Here is a 23,563-nt window from a genome sequence, read left to right on the forward strand (position 1 = left end):
CCCGGCGCAGTGCCGTGGAACCTCGCGCTGCGCAAGGGTTCGGTCACGCCCCGAACACCGACCAGCCCATGCGCTGCGTCAGCTGCTCCAGGGCGATCCGCCCGAGATGGGAATTGCCGGCGGCGTCGAGGCCCGGCGACCAGACCGCGATCGAGGCCTTTCCGGGCGCCACCGCCAGGATGCCGCCGCCGACGCCGCTCTTGCCGGGTAGGCCGACCCGGTAGGCGAACTCGCCCGAACCGTCATAGTGGCCGCAGGTCAGCATGATCGCGTTGATGCGGCGCGCGCGCTCCGCCGAGACCACCGAATGGCCGGTCGCGGGGATGCGGCCGTTATGGGCCAGGAACCGCCCGGCATTGGCGAGCTGGCGGCAGGTCATCGCGATGGCGCAGTGGTGGAAGTAGACGCCCAGCGTGTAGTCGACCGGATTGTCGATGACCCCGAAGGATTTCATGTAGTTGGCGAGCGCGGTGTTGCGGAAGCCCGTGCGCTTCTCCGAGGCCGCCACCCGTTCGTCGATGGTGATACCGGAATCCTGGGCCAGGAACTGCATGAAGCGCAGGATCTCGCCCAGGGCCTCGCGGGGCTCGTGACCCGAGAGGATCAGGTCGGTCACCGCAATGGCGCCGGCATTGATGAAGGGATTGCGCGGCACCCCGCGTTCCCGCTCCAGCTGGACGATGGAGTTGAACGGGTTCCCGGACGGCTCGCGGCCGACCCGCTTCCACAGCCGGTCGCCGGCCATGCCGAGCGCCAGCGTCAGGGTGAACACCTTCGAGACGCTCTGGATGGAGAACGGCGTGTCGCTGTCGCCACCCGTGAAGACCTGCCCCTCGGCGTCGATCACCGCGAGGCCGAATTTGTTCGGGTCGACCCGGGCGAGTTCGGGAATGTAGTCGGCGACTTTGCCCCGGTCGGGGCGCTGGGCCATCTCCTCGGAGATCTCCCGGATGACGTGGGCGAGGTCGGGCACGGATGGGCTCAGGGTCGGGATGCCGCGGCGGCAGGCCGGGCCACGACGGCGATGCAAGGTCCGGTCCGCAGGGCGCGGCGTAAGGGGCTCTAGCAGTGCCGGTGGGGGGAGGGAACCGCGGTGTTGGGATTGGGGCAATGGGAGCAGACGCGCTTCTCCCTCCCCCTTTGCGGGGGAGGTTGGCCCGCGAAGCGGGTCGAATGAGGGGAGCGACGGTGCAGAAGAAGGCAGAGGCCTACATGAAGGTCGCGCGCTGCCCTGAAGCCGGGTTCCCCCCTTGCGGGACTTCGTCCCGACCCGACCCCTGCTGACGCAGGGGCCACCCTCCCCCGCAGAGGGGGGAGGGTGCAGCGGCATCCGGCTCGCGTAATCGACGCAGGCTCACGCCGCGGCGAGCGCCATCGCCATCGACTCCTTCTTCATCAGCTCCCGGAAGAAGCCGTCGAGATGGGTCAGCTTGTCGGGCGAGCCGTCCTGGGCGATCCGGCCGCCCTCCAGCACGACGATCCGGTCGAAATCCTGCAGCGTCGAGAGACGGTGCGCGATCGCGATCACGGTCCGGCCCTTCATCAGGTTGGCGAGCGCGTGCCGGATCGCCTCCTCGGATTCCGCGTCGAGCGCCGAGGTCGCCTCGTCGAGGAGCAGGATCGGCGAATTCTTGAGGATCGCCCGGGCGATCGCGATGCGCTGGCGCTGGCCACCCGAGAGCTTCACGCCGCGGTCGCCCACGATGGTGTCGAACCCCTCCGGGAGCGCCTTGATGAAGTCCGTGCAATGGGCCGCCTCGGCCGCCTGCCAGACCTCATCGTCGGTGGCGTCGGGCCGTCCGTAGCGGATGTTCTCGCGCAAGGAGCGGTGGAACATCGAGACGTCCTGCGGCACCACCGTGATGGCCTCGCGCAGGGATTCCTGCGTCACCCGCTGGACGTCCTGTCCGTTGATCCGGATCGCCCCGCTCTGCACGTCGTAGAAGCGCTGGAGCAGCGAGAACAGGGTCGACTTGCCCCCGCCCGACCGACCCACCAGCCCGACCTTCTGGCCCGGCTCGATCACGAGGTCGAAATCCGTGAAGACCGGGCGGCCGTCCGGATAATTGAAGGCGACGTGGTCGAACTCGATCTTGGCGCCCTGGCCAGTCAGCGGCTTCGCCTCCGGGTGGTCGACGAGGTCGTGGGGCTGGAGCAGCGTGTGCAGCGCCTCGGACAGGCGCGCCGTGTGCTGCGTGGCGTCGACCAGCGCGACGGCGAGGTCGCGGGTGGCGGCGAGGATGCGGATGCCCAGCGTGCAGACCAGCACGACCTGGCCGTTGGTCGCCTGCTTGGCCTCCCACATCTGGATCGCCCAGTAGAGCAGGCCGAAGACGGCGAGCACGGTGAGCACCGCGTGCACGATGCGCAGCTTCTCGAGGTAGAGGAGCGAGGAGCGCCGCGCCCGCATCTCGGTGGCGACCGTGCCCTCGAAGCGCACGCCCTCGCGCTTGAACGCCGAGAAGGCGCGCACGAGCGACATGTTGCCGACGAGATCGACCATCTCGCCGTCCACCGAGGCGGCCTTGGCGGCGAAGTCGTGGTGCAGCGGCTTGCCGGCCGCCGCCATCTTGAACATCAGCACGACGACGGCGGCGAAGACGCCCGCCAGGATGGCCGCCATGGTGGTGTTGACGGTGGCGATGTAGGCGATCGACCCGAAGGCCGCGACCGTCGGCGGCATCACGTTGAACACGAACATGTTCTCGACCGTGAAGATCGCGTTCGAGGTCGCCGTGATGCGCGACGCCAGGGTGCCGGGCTGCCGATCGGAGAAGAAGGTCGGGGAATGGCCGGTCAGGTGCCGGAACAGGTCGCGGCGGATGTCGCCGGTGATACCCACGAAGGTGAAGGCGCCGGTCAGCGCCGCCACGCGCCAGAGCATGTTGTCGGCGGCGATGAAGGCGATCAGGACCGCCAGCGCGCTCCAGATGACGGTGTTGTCGGGGCCGGGACCCTTGGTGAGCGCATCGACCACGCCCTTCAGGGCGTAATCGGTCGAGACCGAGAAGCCGACGGCGCCGAGCACGGAGATCAGGATGACCATATGCGGCAGCCAGCGGCGGCGGAGATACCGCCCGACGAAGGCGAAGGGCCTGTCGGCGTATCGGTGCAGCTCTTCCATCGCGGTGACCATTCCGTATTCGCGCGGCTGTGGCTACGGGTAAGGCGGTGTGCAGCGCGGGCGCAGTCTGACCCGCAGCGGCAACGCGAGAGCGTTGCCATATGTTGCACCGGTCCGCACCTCCCGTGCGCTTTTATCCGTCAAACCTGAACACCGCTTGAGCGGTCTGGAAACACCCAAGCGAATCCGATGCCGTCGCGGGTCAGGCCTGGGCTCAGGCTGCCTGCTCGGCCGGCCGGACCTCGGATTGGCGGGTCTCCGGCATGATCAGCGCCACCAGCATGAAGGCCGCGAAGCCCACGCAGGCGAGCCCCAGGAAGGCGCTGTGACTGCCGAGATGATCGGCCATCACGCCGGCGAGCGACGTGGACAGGGCGGCGCCGATGCCCATCGCGGTGCCGACCGCGCCGAGCGCGAGATTGAACCGCCCCGTCCCCCGGGTGAGGTCGGACACGATCAGTGGCACCATCACGCCCAGCACCGAGGCCGAGATCCCGTCGAGCACCTGGATGGCGACGAGGCCGTAGGGATTGGTCGTGTAGGCGAGCATCAGGCCGCGCACGGGCAGCGCGCCGAAGCCGAGCAGCAGCACCGGGTAGCGGCCGAACCGCTCCGCCGCCCGCCCGACCGCGGGGGCGCTCACCGCCAACACCGCCTGCGGGACCATGATGCAGGCCGCCACCAGGGCGGTCGCGGTCTCGCTCGCCCGGAGCGTCAGGACGCTGCCGACCAGGGGCAGCATCGCCGCGTTGGCGAGGAAGAACAGCACCATGCAGGCCGAGAAGCACAGGAGGCCGCGGTTGGTGAGCAGCGTGCGGATGCCGTCCTGGCCGGCGGCGCGGGGCGCCTCCGGGCTCGACGGCTCCTTGAACACCCCGGGATCGATGTCCCGGGCGCGGATGCGCGCCAGCGCGATCACCGTGGGGATGCCGAGCGCGGCCGTCAGGTAGAACACCGCGCCGTTCGACAGGCAATAGCCGATGGCGCCCATCCCGGCGGCACCCAGCGCGTTGCCCAGCGCCGCGAAGCTGGCGTTGCGCCCCAGGCGTTCGCCGGCATGCGCGCGGCCGACCAGACCGATGCTGATCGCCGCGATGGCGGGCGTCAGCACGCAGCTCGCCGCCGAATGCGCCGCCATCGCCAGCAGGACCACCGGGAAGCTCGGCCAGACCGCCAGGGCGAAGGCGCTGCCCGCAATCCCGATCACCGCCACCGCGGCGGCGAAGCGCTTCGAGCGGACCACATCCACGAAGGCCCCGCCCGGCACCTGGCCGAGCAGGGCGACGAGGCTGCCGACCGTGAGGGCGAAGCCGATATCCGACTGGGTCCACTTGGCCTGCGAGAAGTACACGGCCAGGAACGGCCCGAAGCCGGTCTGCAGGTTGGCGACGAAGAACGCGAAGGCGTCGAGCCCGTAGCGGCTCGCCGCCGAGATCCGGCGCTCGCCGGCCGCGGCGTCGGACGCCGAGGCAGGCGAGCGCGGGGCTTCGGCCGCCTGATCCTTCAGGCGCACGGGCCGCGCGCGGATATCCTGCCGGTGCATCTCGCGCTCGCGGGGGGGAACGGCGGTTCGTACCTTCGATCGGGCCACCGTCATTTATCCGGCGCCTTCTCCGGTGAGGCGGCGGCCGGGGTCTGGCCCGCGGAGGCGGGCGGTGCCGGGGCGGCGGCGGGGGGCGCCGGGCTGGCCGCGGGGGCGGGCGCCGGGGCGGCCGGCGGAGCCGCAGGCGCAGCGGCCTGATCGCCCTCGGCCGGCGGCGCAGCGGGGCTCGCGGGGCCCAGCACCACGATCGGCTCGCCCGACTTGTACTCGGGCGACACGCGGACCTGATTGCGGGTCAGCGCCACCGACAGCTTGCGCTCCTTGCCGCCGTCCGACGTGAAGCGCAGCGCCCGCCAGTCGACCGCGATCTTGCGGGTGCCGACGCCGAGGAAGCCGCCGAAATCGATGATCGCGGCCCGGGGGTGCCCCTCCTTGTCGATGATGATGTCGATGACCCGACCCAATTCGTCGCCCTGGGCGCTGCGCACGCTGCGGCCGAGCAGGCTCTCGTAATCCGAGGTGTCGAGGACGGTGGCGGGCGTGCCCTGCTGCTGCTGCTGCGGCGCGGCCGCTGCGGCCGGCGGCGTGGATCCCGGCGGCGTCGCGGCCGGCGCGCCCAAAAGGGGCGCCGCCGGAGCGACGGGATTGACTGCCGGGGCCGGATTCGCCGTGGGCGCCGGATTGACCGCAGGGGTCTGCGGCGCGGCTTGGCCGGATGCGCCGTCGCTCTCGCTCGCCTGGGCCTGCGCCGCGGGTCCCGACGCCCAGAGGGCGAGCGTCACGGCCGCGATCATCCGGTTGGTTCTGAACACGCTACGTCCTCTGAGGAAGGGCCGGGCCGGCATGCCGGCACAGACCATGTCGGCCGGATCCGGGCCGGCCGCCGGCAGGTCTGCGCCTGCGGATGGCCGTCATGCCGCAGGACCTGGGCGAAGTTATGGATCCCGGCGGCCACGCCGCAAGGTTCAGGCCGGCCCCGGCGCCGCGCGGGCGTCTGGTTTTCGCCGCATCCCCGGAGTAGACGACGGTCGATAAGTCACGCGAGCCGCGGACATCACCGCGGCCCTTTACGAGGACCACACGATGCCGACCCTCTCCCCGTCGCGATGCACCGCCCTGCGCGGCCTCGCGCTCGGCGCGGCGCTCGCCGCCCTCACGGCCGGCTGCCAAGCGCTTGGAGGCGGGGGCGGCGTGATGCCGGACACCGAAGTCGGGCTCCCGCCCTCGATGCGCGGCGCCCTGCCGAACCGCGAGGCGCGCAACGCCGGGGTGGATGCCGACGGGCGCCCGCTCCAGACAGCGCCGACGCGGCAGCTCGCGATCCCGAAGACCGCCGGCGCCGCGACGCGCTCGGCCGACGCGGGGGAGCGCCGCATCCGGCGTGAGGATCTCGACGGCGGCAACGGCGCGGTCGGCGGCGGCAGCAGCGGCAGCGGCTCGATGGGCCCCACGATGGCGCCCGGCGGCAGCGTCGGCCTCGGCGGGAAGTTCTGAGCGGACCGGAGCGGTCGCCTGCGGATCGACGCATCCGCAGGCCGGCCGATCAGGCCCCCTGCGTCGGGGCACCCGCCAGCACGCCCGGCTCGATGTCGACCACGTAGCCGCCAAGCTCGGTGCTGTAGCTCAGCGCGTTCCAGGGCAGGGGATGATGGGTCTCGCCGAGGCCCAGGAACCCGCCGAAAGCCAGCACCACGTAGGCGACCTGCCCGGACATCTTGTCCACCATGATCGTGTGGATCGCGCCGAGATGGCGGCCGGTCCGGTCATAGACGTCCGCGCCCTCGACCCTGTGCGAGCCGATCAGCCGCGGAGTCTCGTCGATGGCGACGCCCTCGCCGCCGGCGGGGTCGAGCTCCAGGGTTCCGGGCTTCCTCACGGCACGTTCGGTGGGCAGGTCCGTCGGCATGATCGCTCCCTGTCGGGGAATGCGGTGTGATCCGCATCCCGTGGCTCCTGCGAACCAAGCGGGACGCGGATGGCCGGTTCCATGTCCCGGCCTGTTCACGTTTCCGTCGGCAGGCCCGCACTGGCCCGCCGCTCGGTGATCCGGTCGCGGACCGAGCGGCTGGCGAGCAGCATCTCGAAGCCGAAGGCGACGAGGGCGCAGAGCGTGCAGAGGATGGCGGCGCCGAACAGCCCGAACAGCAGCGTCGCCACGGTCGCGTCGCGCAAAGCCCCGACGAACAGCGTCAGCACCGAGGCGCAGGTCGCCACGCCGCCCAGCGCGGCCATGAACACGGCGGCGTCGAGGGCCAGCGAGCGCCGGTGCAATCTGTCGAGGCGCCGACCCAGGCGGCGGCGCTCCGCATCCGTGGCGCCGGCGAGCTGCGCGGAGACGTGATCGGCTTGGTCGGCCACGCGGGCGAGCCGGGCGCCGAACACGTTGAGCAGCGTCGCGATGCCGGAGAGCAGGAAGACGGGGCTCAGCGCGACCTGGACGACGTGGGCCGTGCTTTCCAGGGTGGTGGCGACGGTCGTGGGGAAGATCGGATCGGTCATGCCGCCGGGCAGATGGGCCAGGTGAGCCCTCCGGGCAATCCCGGTGGTCAGACCAGGCCGCGGCCCGGCGCGGTGCCGGACTGCGCCGCTTCGGTTCGGATGCCGACCCCGAGCGCCGTGACGAGCCCGGCGGCGAGCAGCAGGGCGAGGGTGAGGGCCGGGGCGAACATGCAAGCACATCAGCGGCAAGATTGTTAAGAACAGGTTTCGCGTAACCGCGATCGCTGAATCATCTTCGCGAGCCCCGGATTGGCCGCTTCCGGTGTGGATTTTCGCGTGTGCCTTGTGGATGAGGGCCCCGTGAAGGCGATTTCCCCTTGGAACGGCAGCGGCACCGCTTAGTTGCTGCTATGCTGGCTCGGCCGTGGGGCGATCATGCCCCGGCCTGCGGCCCGAGAACCGGAGGAAGTTTATGGCCACAAAGACCGAGAAGGCTGCGCCGAAGGCGGCCAAGACCACCAAGACCGCGGACAAGGAGGCTCCTGCCAAGGCTGCTCCGGCGAAGGCCGCCAAGCCCACCGCGACCAAGGCCGCCGCCGGCGCCAAGCCGAACGCCCTGCAGCAGCCGCTGAAGCCCTCCGCCGATCTCGGCGCCATCGTCGGCACCAGCCCGCTGCCGCGCGGCGAGGTGGTCAGCAAGGTGTGGGAATACATCAAGAAGCACAACCTGCAGAACCCCGAGAACAAGCGCGAGATCATGGCCGACGACAAGCTGAAGAAGGTCTTCGGCAAGGACAAGTGCTCGATGTTCGAGATGAACAAGCACCTCGCGGCGCATCTCAAGGCCTGATCGCTCCCTAGGGCCATGTCCGGCGTCAATCCGGACTGTCGGCTCTAGGAGCATTTCAGGATCCTCGCACGGTCGGGTCGGGCGCGGGTCGTCCCGGTGGTTGCCGCGGGCGGGAGCCCGGAATCCAGAACCGCAGGTCTGAGCGGGCTTCGCGCCGCACGGTGTCGACCGGCGGAGTGTGGCGGCTCTGGATTTCGGGCTCCGCGACAGGCTGATCGCTGCGGCGTCAACCGTCCTGCTGCCTGAACGGGGTCCGACGCGACGTTGCCAATCGATCGGGCCGGGATCGCCTGCGCGGTCCCGGAGCGACACCGTCGCGTGGCGGTCTACGCGATCCCCTGCAGGACGCCGCCGTCGACGCGCAGGGCGGCGCCCGTGGTGGCGCTCGCCGCGGGGCTGCACAGATAGGCGACGAGGTTCGCCACCTCCTCCACCCGCGCGAGGCGCTGAATCAGCGAGGTCGGGCGGTGCTCGGCCACGAAGGCGCGACCCATCGCCTCCAGATCGGCGTCGGCCTGCCCACCGGCCATCTGCTTCATGAACTCCGCCACGCCCTCCGACAGGGTCGGCCCCGGCAGGACGCTGTTGACCGTCACGCCGCTGCCCGCGACCGTCTGGGCGAGGCCCCGGGCGATGGCGAGCTGCGCGGTCTTGGTCATCCCGTAATGGACCATCTCGGTCGGCGTGTTGATGCCGGACTCGCTGGAGATGAAGATCACCCGGCCCCAGCCGCGCTCGGCCATGCCGGGCGTGTAGGCCCGCGACAGGCGCACGCCGCTCATCACGTTGACGTCGAAGAAGCGCTGCCAGTCGGCATCCGGAATTTCGAAGAATGGCTTCGGCTCGAAGATCCCGGTGTTGTTGACGAGGATATCGACCGCGGGCAGCGCCCGCACCAGGGCCGCAACGCCCTCCGCGGTGGCGACATCGCCGGGCGCCGCGAAGGCGCGACCGGATTTCGCCTCGCCGCGCAGCTTGGCGAGCGTCGCCTCGACGCGCTCAGGGGTGCGGCCGTTGATGCCGACCTCGGCGCCGAGATCGCAGAGTTCCTTGGCGATGGCGTAGCCGATGCCCGCGGTCGAGCCGGTGACCAGGGCCTTCCGGCCTGTGAGATCGAGATCCATGGCAATCCTCCGCTGGTGCGACCCAGCGTCAACGCGCCTGTGGGGCCTCGGTCACAGGACGGTTCCGTCTAGCCGGTCCGACTTCGCCGCAGGACGCTCGCGCAGCCGCCGACGACCGCGAGCGCCGCCGCGCAGGACAGCGACAGGGTGACGGCCCGGTCCGGCCCGAGCCCGTGGGTCAGGCCGAAGATCACCGCCACCAGCGCGGCGCCGAGCGACTGCCCGGTGAGCCGCGCCGTCGACTGCATCCCGCTCGCACCCCCGGCCCGGTCGCGCGGCGCCGAGGTGACGATGACCTTGTTGTTGGGCGACTGGAACAGGCCGAAGCCGAGGCCGCACAGGGTCAGGCGCCAGACGATGTCGAGGGTCGCGGGCGCGGCCGGCAGGAGGGTCATGCAGACGAGGCCGGTCGCCAGCATGGCCAGCCCGATCCCGCCGAGGATCCCGGGTGGGTAGCGATCGGCGAGGCGGCCCGAGAGGGGCGCCATCGCCGCCACCGCGATCGGCCAGGGGGTGAGTAGAAAGCCGGTCTGCGTGCTGGAGAGGTGCAGCACGTCCTGGAAGTAGAAGGGGAGCGCCACGTAGGAGACCATCTGGGCGCAGAACGAGGCCACGGAGGTCGCCATCGATAGCGCGAAGGCGGGGATCCGCAGCAGGTCCACCGGCAGCAGCGGCGCCGGCAGCCGGATCTGGCGCCGCACGAAGATCGTCCCGATCGCGAGCGCGCCGACGAGCTCGGCGACGGCCACGCCCCGGTCCTCGAGATCGCCCAACCCGTCGATGCCGATGATCAGCAGGCCGAAGGTCAGGGCGTTCAGGACGGCGCTCACGGCGTCGAAGGGCCGTCCGCTCGCCGGCGTCACCGGCAATGTGCGGGAGGCCACCGTCAGCGCCAGGAGGCCCACCGGGATGTTGACCAGGAACAGCCAGGGCCAGGTCGCCACCGAGAGGATCGCGGCCGCCACGGTCGGGCCGGCCGCGGAGGCCACCGCCACCACGAGCGCCACGTTGGCGACGCCCTGGCCGATCATCCGGTGCGGATAGATGAAGCGCACGAAGCCGATATTGACGCTCATGATCGCCGCCGCCCCGAGCCCCTGGACGATGCGGGCCGCGATCAGCAGGGGCAGGCTCGGCGCGACCGCGCAGGCCAGGGAGGCGGCGACGAACAGTGCCAGCCCCGGCAGGTAGACGCGCCGGAAGCCGAAGATGTCGCCGAGCGCGGCAAACGGCAGGAGGCTCGCCGTCACCGCGATCTGGTAGGCGTTGACGACGAAGATCGCGTCCGCCGGCTTGACCGCGAGGTCCTTGGCCATCACGGGGAGCGCCACGTTGACGATGGCCCCGTCGAGGACCGCCATGGTCATGGCGAGCCCGATCGCCGCCATGGCGAAGACCCGCTCGCGCGGCGGCAGGCCGTCCTGCGAACTGCCCTGGGCGGCGGCGCCTGAACCGGGCGGGACCTGCGCCATGATCGCGCGCTCCTGCGGCGTCCGGGGAGTCCGTGACGTCGATGGCTGGGGAGATCCGGGCGCGGGGGCGCCGCGGATGCCGCTCCCTGTCGCGCAGGCGGGGCGGCCCGTCGAGGGGCGCGGTGTGTTCTATGTCACGGCGCGGACGGGTTCGTTCCGGCACCGCGGCGCGGCACCGCTTGGTCCCCGATGCCGCTTACGCCAGCATGAAGGTCAGCAGCGAGCGCAGCTGCGCCGGCTTGATCGGCTTGCGCACGAGTTCGGCGCCGGCCGCCGCGACGCGCTCCTCCACCTCGGCGGTGTGGTCGGCGGTGGTCACGATCACCGGGAGCGGATCGAGGCGACGCCCGCGCAGGTAGGCGGCGACGTCCAGCCCGCAGGCGCCGTCGTCCAGGTGGTAGTCGAGCACGAGGATGTCCGGCAGCGCCGCCCCCGCCGCGACGGCCGCCCGCACCCCGGCGAGATCGCGAAACGTCGAGACCTGCGCGTCCCAGTTCTGCAGGAGGCGGGCGAGGGCGTCGGCCGTGGAGGCGTCGTTCTCCACCACCAGGACATGGGCCCCCGACAGCCGGGTCGCCACCGGGGCGGGCGGCGCCGCGGCGGCCGGGACCGCGCTCAGCGGCAGGGACAGCGTGACCCGTGTGCCGTGGCCGGGCCGCGAGGCCAGGGTCAGGGGATGATCCAGCGCCTGCGCCATGCGGCGCACGATCGACAGGCCGAGCCCCAAGCCCGGCTCATCGCCGCTGCTCGACCGGGCGCCGCCGCGGAAGAACTCGTCGAACACGAGGGCGCATTCCTCGGCGGCGATGCCGCAGCCCGTGTCGGTCACCTCCACGCGGACCCCGCCGGCCCGCCGCCGGGCGGCGAGCACGATGCCGCCCGCGCCGGTGTAGCGCACGGCGTTCGAGACGAGGTTCTGCAGGATGCGCTGGAGCAACACACCGTCGCTGACGACGGTGAGATCCGGGCAGCGCACCGCGAGCCGCAGGCCCTTGCGTTCGGCGAACGGCTTGAAGCTCTCGGCGAGCTCAGCCAGCAGATCGGGCAGGAAGACCGGCTGGAGCTGCGGGCGGACGATCCCGGCATCGAGCTTGGAGATGTCCAGCAGCGTCTTGATCAGGTCCTCGATCGTCTGCAGCCCGCGCTCCACCTGTCCGGCGATGGTGCGGGCCTCCGGCGGCACGTCGAGGTCGGCGAGCGCCGAGATCGACAGGCGGGCGGCGTTCACGGGCTGCAGCAGGTCGTGGCTGGCCGCCGCCAGGAAGCGGGTCTTGGAGCGGTTGGCGGTCTCGGCCTCCTCCTTGGCGGCGGCCAGCGCCTCGTTGGAGCGCTCCAGGCGGTGCATCAGCCCGGTCAGCTCCTCGGTGCGGGTGCGGACCCGCCCCTCCAGCATGATTGCGGTCTGGAACAGCGAATAGGCGCTGCCCCGCTGGTCCATGCTGCGCTCGACATGGGACATCAGCGCGGCGTTGATGCGCTCGAGCTTCTCGATCCGCCGGCGCAGGGACGCGTCGGTCTCCAGCCCGTTCGGATGGAGGGTCACGACGCGACCGGAGCCCCGCCGGACGCCAGACGCTTGCCGATCGCGATGCCCGTGAAGGTCTGGTTCAGGTGCATCGCCCGGTACTGCTCGCCGAAGGTCTCGAAGCCGACGACGTTGTAGCGGCGGTAGAGGTCGGTGATGCCGTGGCGGACCTGCCGGCTCTCGGCATCGAGGCGGCGCAGCACGCATTCGAAGCCGATGATCAGGTCGACGCCGCCGAGCTGCGCGTCGAGGCGGGACAGCTCGTCCCGGGTGGAGGCGACGATGTCCCGGGGCTCGGCGAGCGTCAGCACCACGCCCTCGTCGACCGCGCAGAAGAAGCTGAGCGAGCCGTCCTCGTTCATCCGCCGGATCGAGCGGCAGAAATACTCGCCGCCGACCTTCACGGCGAGCGGGTAGGCCGCGAAACTCATCGGCGACAGGCCCTCGGGATCGAGGCCGATCGCCATGGCGTATTCCCGGGCCGCCGGCTCGGCGTTCAGTTCCTGGACCTCGCGCCGCTCACCGTCCGAGGCGGTGACCACGAACTTGGTCTGGGTCGGCTCGAAATTGTCGCTCTTGAAGATCTCCACGGAGAAGTCGGTCTCGACCAGCACCAGCACCGCCGCCTTGCGGTGGATCCGGCCGCCATGGATCACCACAGCGTCGCGGAAGCGCAGGTCGTCGCCGGCCGAGCCGCCGACGATCGGGATGCCGTCGAGCGCCCAGGCGATGGCCGAGACGACGGTCTCCTCGGAATTGGCCAGCCCGTCGATCAGCGACAGGGCGAAGCGGCGGCCGGAAGCGGTCGGATCACCGTCGCGGCAGGGATCGAGCGGGTCGAGGGTCCGGCGCAGGGCCCGGACCGCCGAGGCGGTGCGCTCCACGTCGAGATGGTCGATGGCGTCGAGCACCGTCGAGACGATGCGGAAGCGCTCGGCCGGAAACGCGATGACCACGAGCCCGCGGTCGAGGCCGCCGGCCGGCGCGATGCCCCCCGACATCGAGCAGCCCGAGACCGGCACGCCGGGGAACCACGTCTGCAGCTCGCGGGCCAGGGCCTCGGCGTCGTAATCGGCCGAGAAGAACGCGACGATCTGGGACAGGTGGGCTTGACGGACCGTCCGGGCGACGTCGGCCACCGCGTCGGCGGCCGACGTCGCCTCCGTCCAGGCCGTCCAGATGCCGCACAGATGGCGGCGCACACCCGATCCCTGAGCCACGTCTCACCCCCTGCGGACCCCCTCGGCGGGCTTGCTGCCCGCTCTTCAGTCTCACGGGGTGAGTATGTCGTGCGCAACCGATCCGCGCAACGGGGGGGGGGGTTCCGCCATACATGACTGGATGTTGCGCGGGCGGCGTCACTTCATGCAGGCATCCTCCGCCTTCTCGAAGGCAGCGGGCTTGGGCTCGTGCTCCGGGGGCCGGTTGCGGCCCAGCGCCCCGTCCGAGCGGGCGCGCAGGTAGGTGTAGATGTCCGGCATGTAGCACATGACGTTCCGATTATCGCCGAAGGCCGGCATGACCAGCTCCTGGGCGGCGTTCACGTCCTTCTTGCCGCCGACGATGATGCCGGCGAAGTGCGCGTAGTCCATGCCCTTGAGAGCATCGACCAGGGAGGGCGCGTAGGTCGAGCCCATGCCGTCCGGCCCGTGGCAGACGATGCAATTGGCGTTGTACCGGAGGTATCCGGACATGGTGTACCAATCGACCTTCTTGCCGTCGTCGGTGATGTGGTAGGTCGGGTCGCCGTTCTTGTCCGTGTACTGGCCGTCCTGGACCTTCGCGGGCTGGGTCGGGCCATCGCTCTTCAGGTCCGCCGAGCCCGCGGCGGTGGACGGTGCGGCGGGGGGAGCCGCACGGGCCGGGATTGTCGAGAGCGAGCCTGCAACAAGTCCGGCCAGAAACAGTCCGGTCACTCCGTTCGCGCACCGCATGGGCGTTCCTCCTGCCGCCCACAGGCGTCCTCGCGCGGGTGCGGTACCGATACAACGGGACTTGGCCGCGTCGGGCCCGCGGCGGCCCCATCACGATTTCGCGCTGTTTCCAACGCCGCCCCGCACCTCCCGCCGATCGGTTGCCTTATCCGCGTTGCGCACAGCGTTAACCTTTTGTTAATCGGCGGATTGCCGCCGGGCCGCCGGCGTGAGAGCTTTCGTTAACGAGAGCTTAACGGTTGAGACACGGCGATGCGGTTCGCGGTTTCCAAGGTGCAGGGGCAGGTGTCCGGCTCTGCATCGCGTCGGCTCTCCCGCGGCCGCCGTGCCGTCTGCGGTCTGGCCCTCGCGGTGTTCGGCCTCGCCGGCCTCGCCGCCACGGCCGAGGCTCAGACGCTGGCGAGCCTTCCCGCCGATGTCGGTGCCCGGGTGCAGGGCGATGCGAAGCCGATCGCGGCGTGGGTGACGTTCTGCCAGTCCTACGCGGCCGAGTGCGCGGTGGACCGGACCGAGCCCGCCCGCATCAGCCTGACGCCCGCCACCTGGGCGACGATCGTGTCGGTCAACCGCCGGGTCAACAAGGCCGTCGAGCCGATGACCGATCAGGACCACCTGCACGTGGCCGATCGCTGGGATCTGGCCGAGGACGGCATCGGCGACTGCGAGGATTTCCAGCTGCTCAAGCGCCACCTGCTGGTCCAGGCCGGCCTGCCGCGCCGGGCGATGCGCATGACCGTGGTGATCGACGAGAAGGGCGAGGGCCACGCGGTGCTGACCCTGATCACCGACCGGGGCGATCTGGTGCTCGACAACAAGACCAGCGCGATCCTGCCCTGGCACAGGACCGGCTACGTGTTCATCAAGCGCGAGAGCCAGGATGCGGTCGCCTGGGTATCGCTCGGCGGCGTCACATCCCCCGTCACCACCGCGAACCGCTGACGCCTATCGCCGGGTCCGCTGGCGGATCGACGCTAGGGTCAGCGCCGATGCAAAGGCTCGGCGCAGTGCACCGCCGGTCGATCGTGCACTCCTGACCAACCCCCCCATCCTGAGGTGCCCGCGTCAGCGGGCCTCGAAGGAGGGTTCCAGACATCACGGCGGCTTCTGGAGGGCTCCTTCGAGGCCTCCGCTGCGCTCCGGCACCTCAGGATGAGGTCGTGTGTTGGATGGCCGTTTTCGTTCAGGCGGCGCGGCTCAGCGAGGGCTGCGCGAGGCTCGCCACGTAGGCCTCGACACGGCCGATGAACCCGGCGAGATGGGGCGCGATGCCCCGCAGGCTCGCGAGGTCGCGCACCAGGATGTCCCGCGACAGGGTCCGGTCGCCTTCGCTCGGCGCATCGGCGAGGTAGGCGCTGACCGCGTGCTCGGCGATCTGGATCGCGCCGGCCCGACCATCCTCGGCGAGCGCTCTGATCACCTGCTGGATGGCGGGCTGCATAACGGTGTCCTTGTCCTGGCTGCGGCCGAAGTCTCGGGGACTGGCCGATCTTTTGCGAAGCTGAGAACCCGCCGCGAATCCACCGCGCGGGCGCCCTTTGACAAGCCGGCAAAGCTGACGCGAATCAAGCACTTCCAGAGCCCCGCAGAACGGGTATTCGCGCAGTGCATGCGGATCTGCGGCGTTTTGCGGAGAAAAATCGACATCCTGCGGAACCAATGCGCTGCGCAGCCGTTTCTTTGCCCGCTTCAGCCCATTGTGCGTCGCCGAAGGCCGTGTCACCTTTCCGTCATCATCGGGCGGCGGGGCTTGGACCATGCGGCACGCGGATGTCGGATTCACGTCTCAGGCGTTCGAGTCCCTGCGGTGGCGGGGTTGGACCGGCGCGGTACGCCGGGGCCGGCAGGCGGCGAGTTTCGCCCTGATCGGCCTCATCCTGACGCTGAGCGGCGCGACCACCCATGCCCATGCGCGTCTCGTCCTCCCCGGCGAGGCCTCCGTGGAGGAGCCGACCGGCGCCGTCCGCGCGATCGCGGGCTGGACCGAGTTCTGCACGCGGGTGCCCGAGGAATGCACGGTCGATCCCGCCGAGCCCCGCGTGATCCCGCTGACCGTGGCGGTCTGGCGGACGCTGCTCAGCGTGAACCGGCGGGTCAACGCGCGCATCCGGCCGATCACCGATCAGGCGCATTGGGGCGTCGTCGATCGCTGGGACTTCCCCGATGACGGGTCGGGCGATTGCGAGGATTACCAGCTCCTGAAGCGGCGGATGCTGGTGGAGCGCGGCCTGCCCCGGCGCGCCCTGCTGATGACCGTGGTGATCGACGAGATCAACGAGGGCCATGCGGTGCTCACGGTGCGCACCGACCAGGGCGACGTCATCCTCGACAACAAGACCGACGCGATCCGCCCCTGGCGGCGCACCGGCTACAGCTTCATCAAGCGCGCCGGCCAGGACGGCCCGGCTTGGGTCTCCCTGGAGGGTAAGGACGGCGCCGCCCAGGTGGCGACCGCCGAACCCTGAGGGGTCAGGCGCCGACCAGCATCGCCGCGAGGTCGAGGGCGACCCGGCCCGAAAGCAGGCCCCAGCCGCAGGCGATCACCGTGGCGAGCATCACGAACGGCATCGGCCGGCCCTCGATCCGCCGGCCGCGCACGGTGTTGCGCAGGATGATGAAGGGGGCCGAGAAGGCCAGCATCGGCAGGGCGGCCACCGCCGGAAGGCCGCCGGACTGCAGCAGGCTGAAGCTCGCCCGCCGGGCCGCGAACAGCTCGAATGCAGTGGCGATCAGCCCCGAGAGCGCGAGGCCGATGCACAGCGTCCGGATCGAATCGAGGGCGGCAGGCGTGAAAACCATTATTCGCGCTCCTTTACAGGTCGCGCGCAGTTTAGCCACGCCATTTACCGCGTGTTAAGCAAGACCGCCGGTTAGCGTTAACCCATGCACAGGTCGATCCCGGCGGAACCAATTCGCCCTGTGGTTCAGGCTTCCTCTTCGAGGTCGATATCCAGGATCGCCATCCGGAACACGAAGGAATCGTCGCCGTCTTCCTTGTCGTCGGCGATCACGCCGATCGACTCCTCGCCGATGAACACCTCGGCGGAATCGCCGGTCTTCATCGCCGTCAGGCGGATGTTGTTGTTGGCGAACTTGCGGCGCAGGTAGTCCTGGAGCTTCGCGGTTTCGGCTTTGGTCACGCTGTTGGGTCTCCCTGGCGGCGCAGGCGCCGCGGATAGGGCTGGGGCTTGCCACGCCGGGGACGGAGCGGCAAGCACGATAGGCCGGTTCAGATGCCGTCGCCCAGGTGGATGAACTGGTCCAGCGCGACGAGCTGGTCCATGGCCCGGGCCGGATCGTCGCAGCCCGCGGTGCCGACGACGCGGGCGGGGACGCCCACCACCGTGGTGTTGGGCGGGACCGGCCGCAGCACCACCGAGCCTGCCGCGACCCGGGCGCAGGCCCCGACCTCGATGTTGCCGAGGATCTTGGCGCCGGCGCCGATCATGACGCCGCGGCGGATCTTGGGGTGGCGGTCGCCGCGCTGCTTGCCGGTGCCGCCGAGCGTCACGGCGTGCAGGATCGAGACGTCGTCCTCGATCACCGCGGTCGAGCCGACCACGAGCCCGGTGGCGTGGTCCAGGAACACGCCCCGGCCGATCCGCGCGGCCGGGTGGATGTCGCACTGGAACACCTCCGAGACGCGGCTCTGGAGGTAGAGGGCGAGGTCGCGCCGGCCGCGGTTCCAGACGTGGTGGGCGAGGCGGTAGGCCTGCAGCGCGTGGAAGCCCTTGAAGTAGAGAACGGGTTCGAGGGCGCGGAGCGTCGCGGGATCGCGATCGATCACGGCGCCGATATCGGCCCGGAACGCCTGCCCGATGTCGGGATCGGCCGAAATCGCCTCGTAGAAGGCATGGGCGATCAGCTCGGCCGGCAGCGACGGGTGCCCGAGCCGGGCCGCGACCCGGTGGGCGACCGCCCCTTCGAGGGTGGTGTGGTTCAGGATCGTCGCCACGATGAACGAGGCGAGCTGGGGCTCGGTGTGCAGCAGGTCCTCCGCCTCGGTGCGCAACCGCGACCAGACGGGATCGAGGATCGCGAGATCGCGGGACTCCGCGTTGCGGACAGGACTGGCGCTCATGTCCGAGCCTCCAAGTGAAAAAAGGTTCCTGGGCGGCGGATCACCGACCGATCTCCGGTCGCGGGATTCCAAAGGGATCATCCCTTCGGCGGGGCGTCGGTGCGAAGCCCGACGCCGGGCAGGGCCCGACAGCAGGGCGCTGCCCTGCACCCGCAAAAGGTCACAGACCTTTTGAAACCAGGACCTTTCAAGATCCGCCTAAGCGTGGGGCGCCGCGGGGCAGCGATCAAGGGCTGGCGCGGTCGGGGACCTGCGTCGCCGGCATGGCTGTCACCCGGCCGGCGAGACCGCCTGCCCGAAGCGCGTCTCGATGGCCGAGGTCAGCCGGTCGAGCATCGTCTGGATCGGGATGTTGGAGGTGTCCACCGTGGCGGAGGCGCGGGCGTAGAGCGGCTCGCGGCTCGCCAGCACGGCGCGCAGCTCCTGCATCGCCGAGGCGTGGTCGCCCGTGGTGGCGAGGTGGCCCTGCTCGCGCACGCGGCTCATGTGCTCCTCCGGCCGGGCACGCATCCAGATCGTGTAGAAGGCCTGGAGCAGCAGATCGTAGGTCAGCGGCTCGGCCACGATGCCGCCGCTCGTCGCCAGGATCAGCGGCCCCGGATGCTCGGTCAGGCGGCGCAGGGCCGCCTGTTCCAGGCGCCGGTAGCCCTCCTGGCCGTAGATCGCGAAGATCTCCCGCACCGAGAGCGCGTTCTCCCGCTCGATCTCGGCGTTCAATTCCACGAAGGTCCAGCCCAGCCGCTCGGCCGCGAGCTTGCCGAGCGTCGACTTGCCGGCGCCGCGCAGGCCGATCAGCGCGACACGCGGGCGGTCTCCGGCCTCGGGCCGGCTGCCGCCGGACAGCGCCTGCTTGGCGGCCGCGACCTGCGCCGGGCTCGCGTGGCTGAGGAGATCGCGGATCAGCGGCCAGTCGGGCTGGGCGTCGTTACCGGTGATCAGGTCGTCGAGCCGCACGCCCATGGCGTTGGCGACCCGCCGCAGCAGGATGATCGAGACGTTGCCCTGGCCGCCCTCCAGCTGCGCGATGTAGCGCTCGGACAGACCGGAGGTCTGCGACAGGACCTTGCGCGACAGTCCGCGCACGGTGCGCGCGTGCCTGACGCGGCGCCCGAGGTCCGTGAGAAAGAGCGATTCCTGTTCTAACACGCCGGTCATGGCGCCGTCCGCTTTCCTGCCAGCTCGAAAGCAGAGTCCGTGCCCTGCATGCCCGCCGCTTCAAGATCGGTCGCGCACGACGGTTCGGACAAACGCTGTCCAAGCCTGCGCGCGAAGATCCGCGTATCCTGCCCAGAAGATCTGTGTTGCGCCGCCCGTGCCCGGCCGCTGCGACCGGCCGTAGGTCTGTGCCGCGCCGGCCCAACCACGCTGCTGGCGTGGCGCCTATGTGTTGCGGAACGTCCCGATGGTCAAGGCTTGAGCATGATCCTTGTGTGGGCAGGGGCCCATTCCGATGCCCGTTCCGAACGCACGCAGGCCCGGCGGTCCTAGTCGACCGGGAGCGCGACGGCCTCCTGGACGGTGGCTGTGGCCGGTGCGCGGCGCGGCGCGGCCGCGGCCAGCATCTGGCTGGTCGGGCGGCGCGGCGGCAGCGGCACCTCCACCGCCTCGGTGACGGGCACCGACGCGGCGGCAAGGGTCATCTGGGCGGCCGGCTCGGCCATCGGCTCGGCCATCGGCTCGGCCTTGGGCGAGAGGCGAAGTTCCGCGAGCTCGACGGTGGCGGCCGATCCGAATCCGGCCGGCCGGCGCGGCGGCAGCGGGACCTCAACGGCGTCGACCTGCGTGATCGGGGCGGCCTGCGCCACCGGGGCGGCAGCGGCAGCGGCGGTCGGCTCGACCGACAGGCTGGCAAACTGGATCGTGCCCGCAAGGGCCGCCGGACGACGCGGGGGCAGGGGCACCTCGACCGTCTCGGTCGGCGCCGCGACGGCCGCGGCGGTGGGGGCGTAGGCCAGGGCCGCGGGGGCGGTCCTGGCATCCGCGGCGCCGCCGCCGAACAGGCTCGCCAGGGCGCTGGCCGAGGCGGCGACCGGCGCCACCACGGAGGCGACCTCGGTGGAGATGCCCTGGCGCTTGGCGGCGTAATAATAGCCCCGGTTGTAGTACTGATAGGCTTGGCTGAGGTTGCCCTGAGCGGTGCGGTAGGCCCCCGCGAGATAGGCCACGCCGTAGCGGAGGTTCGTCGCCGGGTCGTACAGACCTGCGGCGTCGCCGGTATAGCCGAGGCTGCGGGCGGTCGCGTGCTTGATCTGCATGAGGCCGAGCGCGCTGCCGCCCTTGGCGCGCGGATTGTAGTTGCTCTCGCGCTTGACCACCGCGTGCACGAAGCTCGCCGGAACGCCGTTCGCCTTGGCCTGCTGCTCGATCAACGCGTCGATGTTGTCGTGCGCCTGCCCGAAGGCGGCGGCAGGCACGACCGCGAGGGAGGCGGCCAGGAGAAGGCGATGCATTCCGAGACCCGGTGCTGCTTGTTCTGTGGTCAAGCTAGGTCGCGGGCAAATGAGGCCGGAAAGCGGCCCCGCTTCGGCAACCTGTGGGCGGAGGCCCCCTGTGCTCCGCCGGACACAGGCCGGAGACATTCGCCGGGGATGCGCCGCCGACGTGATCCGCACTTCGGCAGACGGGCCGTTAAGGAAGAATGAAGCGTTCGACGCCGTGGGCGAAGCCGTCCGCGTCGTTGCCATCGGTGACGGCGCTGGCCGCGGCCTTCACGGCGTCCTCGGCGTTGCCCATCGCCACCGAGAAGCCGCTGCGGGCGAACATCGGGCGGTCGTTGCCGGCATCCCCGAAGGTCGCGATCCGCTCCGGCGGGATCCCGAGATGCGTGCTCATCCAGGCGACGAACCGGCCCTTGTCGAGATGGGGCGGCGTGACGTCGAGATAGTAGGGCTGAGAGCGGTGGACGGTGGCCCCGTCGGCGAGCGCCGCCCCGATCCGCGCCTCGCAATCCGCCAAGTGGGCGTGGTCGCGGCTCACGCCGACGATCTTGCCGGCTTCGCCCATGAGCGTGCCGAGATCGGCCACCACCCGGGGCTCGGCGCCGATCGTCCGGCGCTCGAGGTCGGTGTAGGGCCCGTGCGGATCGCGCAGGCACCACGCCCCGCGCGCGAACACCCAGACGTCGAGCCCCTCGGCCAGCATCCGGTCGAGGGCCTCCCGGGCGGCCGGTTCGGGGATGGTCCGCTCCTCGATGGTGGACAGGTCGGGCCGCACCACGCTGGCGCCGTTGAACGCGCCCATCGGCAGGTCGAGGCCGAGTTCGGCCGCGAGCCCCCGCAGCCCGACCGGCGGCCGGGCCGAGGCGATGCTGAAGCCGATCCCGGCGGCCCGCAGCCGGCCCACGGCCGCGACCGTGGCGGCGGTGAGGCGCTTGTCGGTCGTCACCAGGGTGCCGTCGACATCCGAGATCACCAGGGCGATGCCGGAAGCCTTGCCGGGTTGCGCCGTCATCGGTTCGCTCCACTGTCCGCCTCGAGACACGCCACGACGCGCTCCGCGATCACGGCGGGCGGGTCCGCGATCCCGACGGTGATCGGGTGCTCGTCGGGGCCTGGGGCTTCCAGCGTCGCGAACTGGCTCTCGAGGAGGAGGGGCGACATGAAGTGCCCGTGGCGCTCGGCGAGGCGCCCGGCGATCAAGGCCCTGTCCCCCTCGAGGTAGACGAGCCGCACCCGGCGGCTCCCGTGGGTCAGGCTGTCCCGGTAGGCCCGGCGCAGGGCCGAGCACACCACCACCGCCGACTCCCCGGCCTCCAGCCGCGCCTGGATCCAGGCCCCGATCCGCGCCAGCCAGGGGGCGCGGTCCGTGTCGTCCAGGGCGTGCCCCGCATGCATCTTCGCCACGTTCTCCGGGCTGTGGAAGCTGTCGCCGTCGATGAAGGTCCAGCCCAGGCGCTCCGCGATCAGCGCCGCGACGGTGCTCTTCCCCGACCCCGAGACGCCCATCACGATGAGCACCCGCGCGTCGGACGCTGCCGGTCCGGTCCCGTGCCCTGTCATCCCTTGCGACCTCATCCGGACCTCGCGACGCCCCCGGCGCCGCCCCGGACGCCAGGGTCATCAATAGGATTGGCGGACGGGATGGAAAGGTCGGGGATAAGGCAACCGTCCCGACGCTTTGCCGGAACTGCGCGCCGGGCCACGCGTTGCCTTCGGGAAGTCGGAACATTTCAGGAACAAATCGACCATGTCCCAGTCAACCGCGAAGGCGCCTGCGAAGTCGGACGCGAAGTCGGATGCCAAGGCCTCGTCGCCCGAAGCGAATCCGAAGACCGATCCCAAGGACGTCTCCAACCAGATCAAGGATCCCGACCAGTGGACCACCGGCGGCGAGCCGATGACCGGCGCTCAGGCCTCCTACCTGAAGACCCTGTCGGAGGAGGCGAAGGAGCCCAAGGCGTTCGATCCCGACCTCGATAAGGCCGAAGCCTCGAAGCGCATCGACGATCTCCGGCACAAGGCCGGACACGCCTGACCGGCCCGGGCGCTCCCGTATCGACGGGGGCGCCCTGTTTCGTACGGAGGCTTCGCTTGGGGATATTCTCGATCGACCAGTAAGAACGAGGCTGTTTCGAAGACTACATTAAGATCGCAGAAATCGCCGACCGGTTAGAACCTCTGTCGGGCCGCGCTGTCCGCCGAATTGGCGGGGCGAGGTGGAAGGGCGGTTTCAACCATGCATGACCCGAACGGCGGCAGCGCGGAGAACAGGGTCCCGCAATCCGGGATTCCCGCGAGCGGCGCGGATGCGTCGGCCGTCGGTATGGCACGGTTCGTCCGCGACAAGCGGGGCTCTACGGCCATCGAATATGCACTGATCGGCTCCCTGATCTTCCTGGTCGCGGCTGGAAGCATCCGCGTCTACGTCAACCGGATGGGCGGCGTTTACAACCAGATCAGCACCGCGGTCGGTCAGGGCAACTGAGCGGCCTGCCGATCGTCCGGGACGATCGGCAACCCATCGACGGGCCTGCCCGCCGAGCGGGATCGGCGCCCGCATTCTCGTCTCCAGTCGCGATCCGCTTCCGTTCCGGCAGGGGATTTTCCAAACCCATCGGGCGATTGCATCCGGTCCGTTGTCGGGCCGGACGATCCGGCGCGCGGGATCCGGATCGATCCCGGCGCGACACGTTCTGCACGATACACCGCGCTGTTTGTTCACCTGCCCCGAAAAAGCTGTGCTTAGCGAGGATGAAACCGCAACTTCAGCCGTCCCGGGCGGAGTGTGGCGCACCCGCTACGGACACTTGGGCCGCCATGGGCTAGGCACGGGCTCGGCAATACCGATGGACAACATCTGGATGCGAACTCTTCCCCTCGCCCTGCTCGCCGCCGCGGCGATGTCAGGCTGCACGTACCTGCCTGCGGCGGGTCCGACGGCGAGTGCGATCCAGGCGGGGGCGGAGGTGGCCACCGCCGATGGCGGCCTGCTGACCCGCTACGAGATCATCGACGTCAATCCCGCGGTGGTCGAGG

The 23,563-nt window shown here is 70.6% G+C and carries 25 protein-coding genes and 1 pseudogene; 6 read left to right on the forward strand and 20 right to left on the reverse strand.

Going from position 1 to position 23,563, the window contains the following annotated elements; genetic code table 11:
- Positions 1 to 43: 43 nt before the first annotated feature.
- From AAHG09_RS20585 to AAHG09_RS20600, 4 genes are all read right to left on the reverse strand, one after another.
- Positions 44 to 973: a glutaminase gene (locus AAHG09_RS20585; RefSeq protein WP_342109387.1), complete on the reverse strand. Its 930-nt coding sequence runs from the start codon at positions 971 to 973 to the stop codon at positions 44 to 46.
- Between the two features lie 381 nt (positions 974 to 1,354).
- A complete protein-coding gene (locus AAHG09_RS20590) occupies positions 1,355 to 3,124 on the reverse strand; it encodes an ABC transporter ATP-binding protein (RefSeq protein WP_342109354.1) in 1,770 nt (589 codons plus the stop codon).
- 214 nt (positions 3,125 to 3,338) lie between these two features.
- Positions 3,339 to 4,721, reverse strand: coding sequence for an MFS transporter (locus tag AAHG09_RS20595; RefSeq protein ID WP_342109355.1), 1,383 nt, complete (start codon positions 4,719 to 4,721; stop codon positions 3,339 to 3,341).
- Positions 4,718 to 5,461 carry a PRC-barrel domain-containing protein gene (locus AAHG09_RS20600; protein WP_342109388.1) on the reverse strand — a complete coding sequence of 248 codons (744 nt, stop codon included), beginning with the start codon at positions 5,459 to 5,461 and terminating at the stop codon, positions 4,718 to 4,720. The genes AAHG09_RS20595 and AAHG09_RS20600 overlap by 4 nt, the downstream gene beginning before the upstream one ends.
- Before the next feature lie 289 nt (positions 5,462 to 5,750).
- On the opposite strand from AAHG09_RS20600, the gene AAHG09_RS20605 reads away from it, so the two are divergent.
- Positions 5,751 to 6,161 carry a hypothetical protein gene (locus AAHG09_RS20605; protein WP_342109356.1) on the forward strand — a complete coding sequence of 137 codons (411 nt, stop codon included), beginning with the start codon at positions 5,751 to 5,753 and terminating at the stop codon, positions 6,159 to 6,161.
- A 55-nt stretch (positions 6,162 to 6,216) separates the two neighbouring features.
- Here AAHG09_RS20605 and AAHG09_RS20610 read toward each other — a convergent pair.
- The 3 genes and pseudogenes from AAHG09_RS20610 to AAHG09_RS20620 all read right to left on the reverse strand — a co-directional run.
- A pseudogene (locus tag AAHG09_RS20610) lies at positions 6,217 to 6,573 on the reverse strand (PRC-barrel domain-containing protein); the annotation flags it as partial.
- Between the two features lie 95 nt (positions 6,574 to 6,668).
- Positions 6,669 to 7,166 carry a DUF2721 domain-containing protein gene (locus AAHG09_RS20615; protein ID WP_342109357.1) on the reverse strand — a complete coding sequence of 166 codons (498 nt, stop codon included), beginning with the start codon at positions 7,164 to 7,166 and terminating at the stop codon, positions 6,669 to 6,671.
- Positions 7,167 to 7,213: 47 nt separating this feature from the next.
- Positions 7,214 to 7,336 carry a hypothetical protein gene (locus AAHG09_RS20620; RefSeq protein WP_342109358.1) on the reverse strand — a complete coding sequence of 41 codons (123 nt, stop codon included), beginning with the start codon at positions 7,334 to 7,336 and terminating at the stop codon, positions 7,214 to 7,216.
- Between the two features lie 242 nt (positions 7,337 to 7,578).
- On the opposite strand from AAHG09_RS20620, the gene AAHG09_RS20625 reads away from it, so the two are divergent.
- A complete protein-coding gene (locus tag AAHG09_RS20625; RefSeq protein WP_342109359.1) occupies positions 7,579 to 7,956 on the forward strand; it encodes an SWIB/MDM2 domain-containing protein in 378 nt (125 codons plus the stop codon).
- Positions 7,957 to 8,282: 326 nt separating this feature from the next.
- On the opposite strand, the gene AAHG09_RS20630 is transcribed toward AAHG09_RS20625, so the two are convergent.
- From AAHG09_RS20630 to AAHG09_RS20650, 5 genes are all read right to left on the reverse strand, one after another.
- Positions 8,283 to 9,080 carry an SDR family NAD(P)-dependent oxidoreductase gene (locus AAHG09_RS20630; RefSeq protein WP_342109360.1) on the reverse strand — a complete coding sequence of 266 codons (798 nt, stop codon included), beginning with the start codon at positions 9,078 to 9,080 and terminating at the stop codon, positions 8,283 to 8,285.
- Between the two features lie 68 nt (positions 9,081 to 9,148).
- Positions 9,149 to 10,552, reverse strand: coding sequence for an MFS transporter (locus AAHG09_RS20635; protein ID WP_342109362.1), 1,404 nt, complete (start codon positions 10,550 to 10,552; stop codon positions 9,149 to 9,151).
- A 196-nt stretch (positions 10,553 to 10,748) separates the two neighbouring features.
- The gene (locus tag AAHG09_RS20640; RefSeq protein ID WP_342109363.1) at positions 10,749 to 12,095 is read right to left on the reverse strand and encodes an ATP-binding response regulator; all 1,347 of its coding nucleotides are present in this window, start codon (positions 12,093 to 12,095) and stop codon (positions 10,749 to 10,751) included.
- Positions 12,092 to 13,279 (reverse strand): FIST signal transduction protein, encoded by a 1,188-nt coding sequence (locus AAHG09_RS20645; protein ID WP_342109364.1) that lies wholly within the window; start codon positions 13,277 to 13,279, stop codon positions 12,092 to 12,094. Before AAHG09_RS20645 ends, AAHG09_RS20640 begins: the two co-directional genes overlap by 4 nt.
- 156 nt (positions 13,280 to 13,435) lie before the next feature.
- Positions 13,436 to 14,011 carry a c-type cytochrome, methanol metabolism-related gene (locus tag AAHG09_RS20650; RefSeq protein ID WP_342109365.1) on the reverse strand — a complete coding sequence of 192 codons (576 nt, stop codon included), beginning with the start codon at positions 14,009 to 14,011 and terminating at the stop codon, positions 13,436 to 13,438.
- A 252-nt stretch (positions 14,012 to 14,263) separates the two neighbouring features.
- Between AAHG09_RS20650 and AAHG09_RS20655 the strand changes: the two genes are divergently transcribed.
- Entirely contained in the window at positions 14,264 to 14,950 is a 687-nt protein-coding gene (locus AAHG09_RS20655; protein WP_342109366.1) for a transglutaminase-like cysteine peptidase, read from the forward strand.
- Positions 14,951 to 15,191: 241 nt separating this feature from the next.
- Here AAHG09_RS20655 and AAHG09_RS20660 read toward each other — a convergent pair whose 3' ends face one another.
- Positions 15,192 to 15,449, reverse strand: a complete 258-nt coding sequence (locus tag AAHG09_RS20660; RefSeq protein ID WP_342109367.1) for a hypothetical protein — start codon at positions 15,447 to 15,449, stop codon at positions 15,192 to 15,194.
- Positions 15,450 to 15,765: 316 nt separating this feature from the next.
- Here AAHG09_RS20660 and AAHG09_RS20665 point away from each other — a divergent pair, with 316 nt between their 5' ends.
- A complete protein-coding gene (locus tag AAHG09_RS20665) occupies positions 15,766 to 16,473 on the forward strand; it encodes a transglutaminase-like cysteine peptidase (protein ID WP_342109368.1) in 708 nt (235 codons plus the stop codon).
- Positions 16,474 to 16,477: 4 nt separating this feature from the next.
- Here the strand turns inward: AAHG09_RS20665 and AAHG09_RS20670 are convergent, their stop codons facing one another.
- From AAHG09_RS20670 to AAHG09_RS20700, 7 genes are all read right to left on the reverse strand, one after another.
- Positions 16,478 to 16,807 carry a DUF6949 family protein gene (locus AAHG09_RS20670; RefSeq protein WP_342109369.1) on the reverse strand — a complete coding sequence of 110 codons (330 nt, stop codon included), beginning with the start codon at positions 16,805 to 16,807 and terminating at the stop codon, positions 16,478 to 16,480.
- Between the two features lie 125 nt (positions 16,808 to 16,932).
- Positions 16,933 to 17,148, reverse strand: a complete 216-nt coding sequence (locus tag AAHG09_RS20675; protein WP_007565940.1) for a DUF3126 family protein — start codon at positions 17,146 to 17,148, stop codon at positions 16,933 to 16,935.
- An 89-nt stretch (positions 17,149 to 17,237) separates the two neighbouring features.
- On the reverse strand, positions 17,238 to 18,089 hold the full coding sequence (gene cysE, locus AAHG09_RS20680; protein WP_342109370.1) for a serine O-acetyltransferase: 852 nt from the start codon (positions 18,087 to 18,089) through the stop codon (positions 17,238 to 17,240).
- A gap of 270 nt (positions 18,090 to 18,359) precedes the next feature.
- Positions 18,360 to 19,244: a helix-turn-helix transcriptional regulator gene (locus AAHG09_RS20685; protein ID WP_342109371.1), complete on the reverse strand. Its 885-nt coding sequence runs from the start codon at positions 19,242 to 19,244 to the stop codon at positions 18,360 to 18,362.
- Positions 19,245 to 19,573: 329 nt separating this feature from the next.
- Positions 19,574 to 20,539 (reverse strand): lytic transglycosylase domain-containing protein, encoded by a 966-nt coding sequence (locus tag AAHG09_RS20690; RefSeq protein ID WP_342109372.1) that lies wholly within the window; start codon positions 20,537 to 20,539, stop codon positions 19,574 to 19,576.
- Between the two features lie 178 nt (positions 20,540 to 20,717).
- Positions 20,718 to 21,539 carry a Cof-type HAD-IIB family hydrolase gene (locus tag AAHG09_RS20695; protein ID WP_342109373.1) on the reverse strand — a complete coding sequence of 274 codons (822 nt, stop codon included), beginning with the start codon at positions 21,537 to 21,539 and terminating at the stop codon, positions 20,718 to 20,720.
- On the reverse strand, positions 21,536 to 22,087 hold the full coding sequence (locus tag AAHG09_RS20700; RefSeq protein ID WP_342109374.1) for a gluconokinase: 552 nt from the start codon (positions 22,085 to 22,087) through the stop codon (positions 21,536 to 21,538). Before AAHG09_RS20700 ends, AAHG09_RS20695 begins: the two co-directional genes overlap by 4 nt.
- 187 nt (positions 22,088 to 22,274) lie before the next feature.
- On the opposite strand from AAHG09_RS20700, the gene AAHG09_RS20705 reads away from it, so the two are divergent.
- Positions 22,275 to 22,562 carry a DUF3072 domain-containing protein gene (locus tag AAHG09_RS20705; RefSeq protein WP_342109375.1) on the forward strand — a complete coding sequence of 96 codons (288 nt, stop codon included), beginning with the start codon at positions 22,275 to 22,277 and terminating at the stop codon, positions 22,560 to 22,562.
- Positions 22,563 to 22,763: 201 nt separating this feature from the next.
- Positions 22,764 to 23,012 (forward strand): Flp family type IVb pilin, encoded by a 249-nt coding sequence (locus tag AAHG09_RS20710; RefSeq protein WP_342109376.1) that lies wholly within the window; start codon positions 22,764 to 22,766, stop codon positions 23,010 to 23,012.
- Positions 23,013 to 23,563 lie beyond the last annotated feature (551 nt).

It is taken from the genome of Methylobacterium guangdongense (assembly GCF_038442355.1).
In the GTDB taxonomy this organism is placed as follows: domain Bacteria; phylum Pseudomonadota; class Alphaproteobacteria; order Rhizobiales; family Beijerinckiaceae; genus Methylobacterium; species Methylobacterium guangdongense.

Coding starts and splice junctions, on each gene's coding strand:
- AAHG09_RS20620 (WP_342109358.1), bottom strand. CDS start 7,336: ATGTTCGCCCCGGCCCTCACCCTCGCCCTGCTGCTCGCCGCCGGGCTC.
- AAHG09_RS20630 (WP_342109360.1), bottom strand. CDS start 9,080: ATGGATCTCGATCTCACAGGCCGGAAGGCCCTGGTCACCGGCTCGACC.
- AAHG09_RS20705 (WP_342109375.1), top strand. CDS start 22,275: ATGTCCCAGTCAACCGCGAAGGCGCCTGCGAAGTCGGACGCGAAGTCG.
- AAHG09_RS20605 (WP_342109356.1), top strand. CDS start 5,751: ATGCCGACCCTCTCCCCGTCGCGATGCACCGCCCTGCGCGGCCTCGCG.
- AAHG09_RS20685 (WP_342109371.1), bottom strand. CDS start 19,244: ATGACCGGCGTGTTAGAACAGGAATCGCTCTTTCTCACGGACCTCGGG.
- cysE (WP_342109370.1), bottom strand. CDS start 18,089: ATGAGCGCCAGTCCTGTCCGCAACGCGGAGTCCCGCGATCTCGCGATC.
- AAHG09_RS20650 (WP_342109365.1), bottom strand. CDS start 14,011: ATGCGGTGCGCGAACGGAGTGACCGGACTGTTTCTGGCCGGACTTGTT.
- AAHG09_RS20710 (WP_342109376.1), top strand. CDS start 22,764: ATGCATGACCCGAACGGCGGCAGCGCGGAGAACAGGGTCCCGCAATCC.
- AAHG09_RS20615 (WP_342109357.1), bottom strand. CDS start 7,166: ATGACCGATCCGATCTTCCCCACGACCGTCGCCACCACCCTGGAAAGC.
- AAHG09_RS20600 (WP_342109388.1), bottom strand. CDS start 5,461: ATGATCGCGGCCGTGACGCTCGCCCTCTGGGCGTCGGGACCCGCGGCG.
- AAHG09_RS20660 (WP_342109367.1), bottom strand. CDS start 15,449: ATGCAGCCCGCCATCCAGCAGGTGATCAGAGCGCTCGCCGAGGATGGT.
- AAHG09_RS20700 (WP_342109374.1), bottom strand. CDS start 22,087: ATGACAGGGCACGGGACCGGACCGGCAGCGTCCGACGCGCGGGTGCTC.
- AAHG09_RS20590 (WP_342109354.1), bottom strand. CDS start 3,124: ATGGAAGAGCTGCACCGATACGCCGACAGGCCCTTCGCCTTCGTCGGG.
- AAHG09_RS20635 (WP_342109362.1), bottom strand. CDS start 10,552: ATGGCGCAGGTCCCGCCCGGTTCAGGCGCCGCCGCCCAGGGCAGTTCG.
- AAHG09_RS20690 (WP_342109372.1), bottom strand. CDS start 20,539: ATGCATCGCCTTCTCCTGGCCGCCTCCCTCGCGGTCGTGCCTGCCGCC.
- AAHG09_RS20655 (WP_342109366.1), top strand. CDS start 14,264: ATGCGGTTCGCGGTTTCCAAGGTGCAGGGGCAGGTGTCCGGCTCTGCA.
- AAHG09_RS20625 (WP_342109359.1), top strand. CDS start 7,579: ATGGCCACAAAGACCGAGAAGGCTGCGCCGAAGGCGGCCAAGACCACC.
- AAHG09_RS20665 (WP_342109368.1), top strand. CDS start 15,766: ATGCGGCACGCGGATGTCGGATTCACGTCTCAGGCGTTCGAGTCCCTG.
- AAHG09_RS20595 (WP_342109355.1), bottom strand. CDS start 4,721: ATGACGGTGGCCCGATCGAAGGTACGAACCGCCGTTCCCCCCCGCGAG.
- AAHG09_RS20695 (WP_342109373.1), bottom strand. CDS start 21,539: ATGACGGCGCAACCCGGCAAGGCTTCCGGCATCGCCCTGGTGATCTCG.
- AAHG09_RS20670 (WP_342109369.1), bottom strand. CDS start 16,807: ATGGTTTTCACGCCTGCCGCCCTCGATTCGATCCGGACGCTGTGCATC.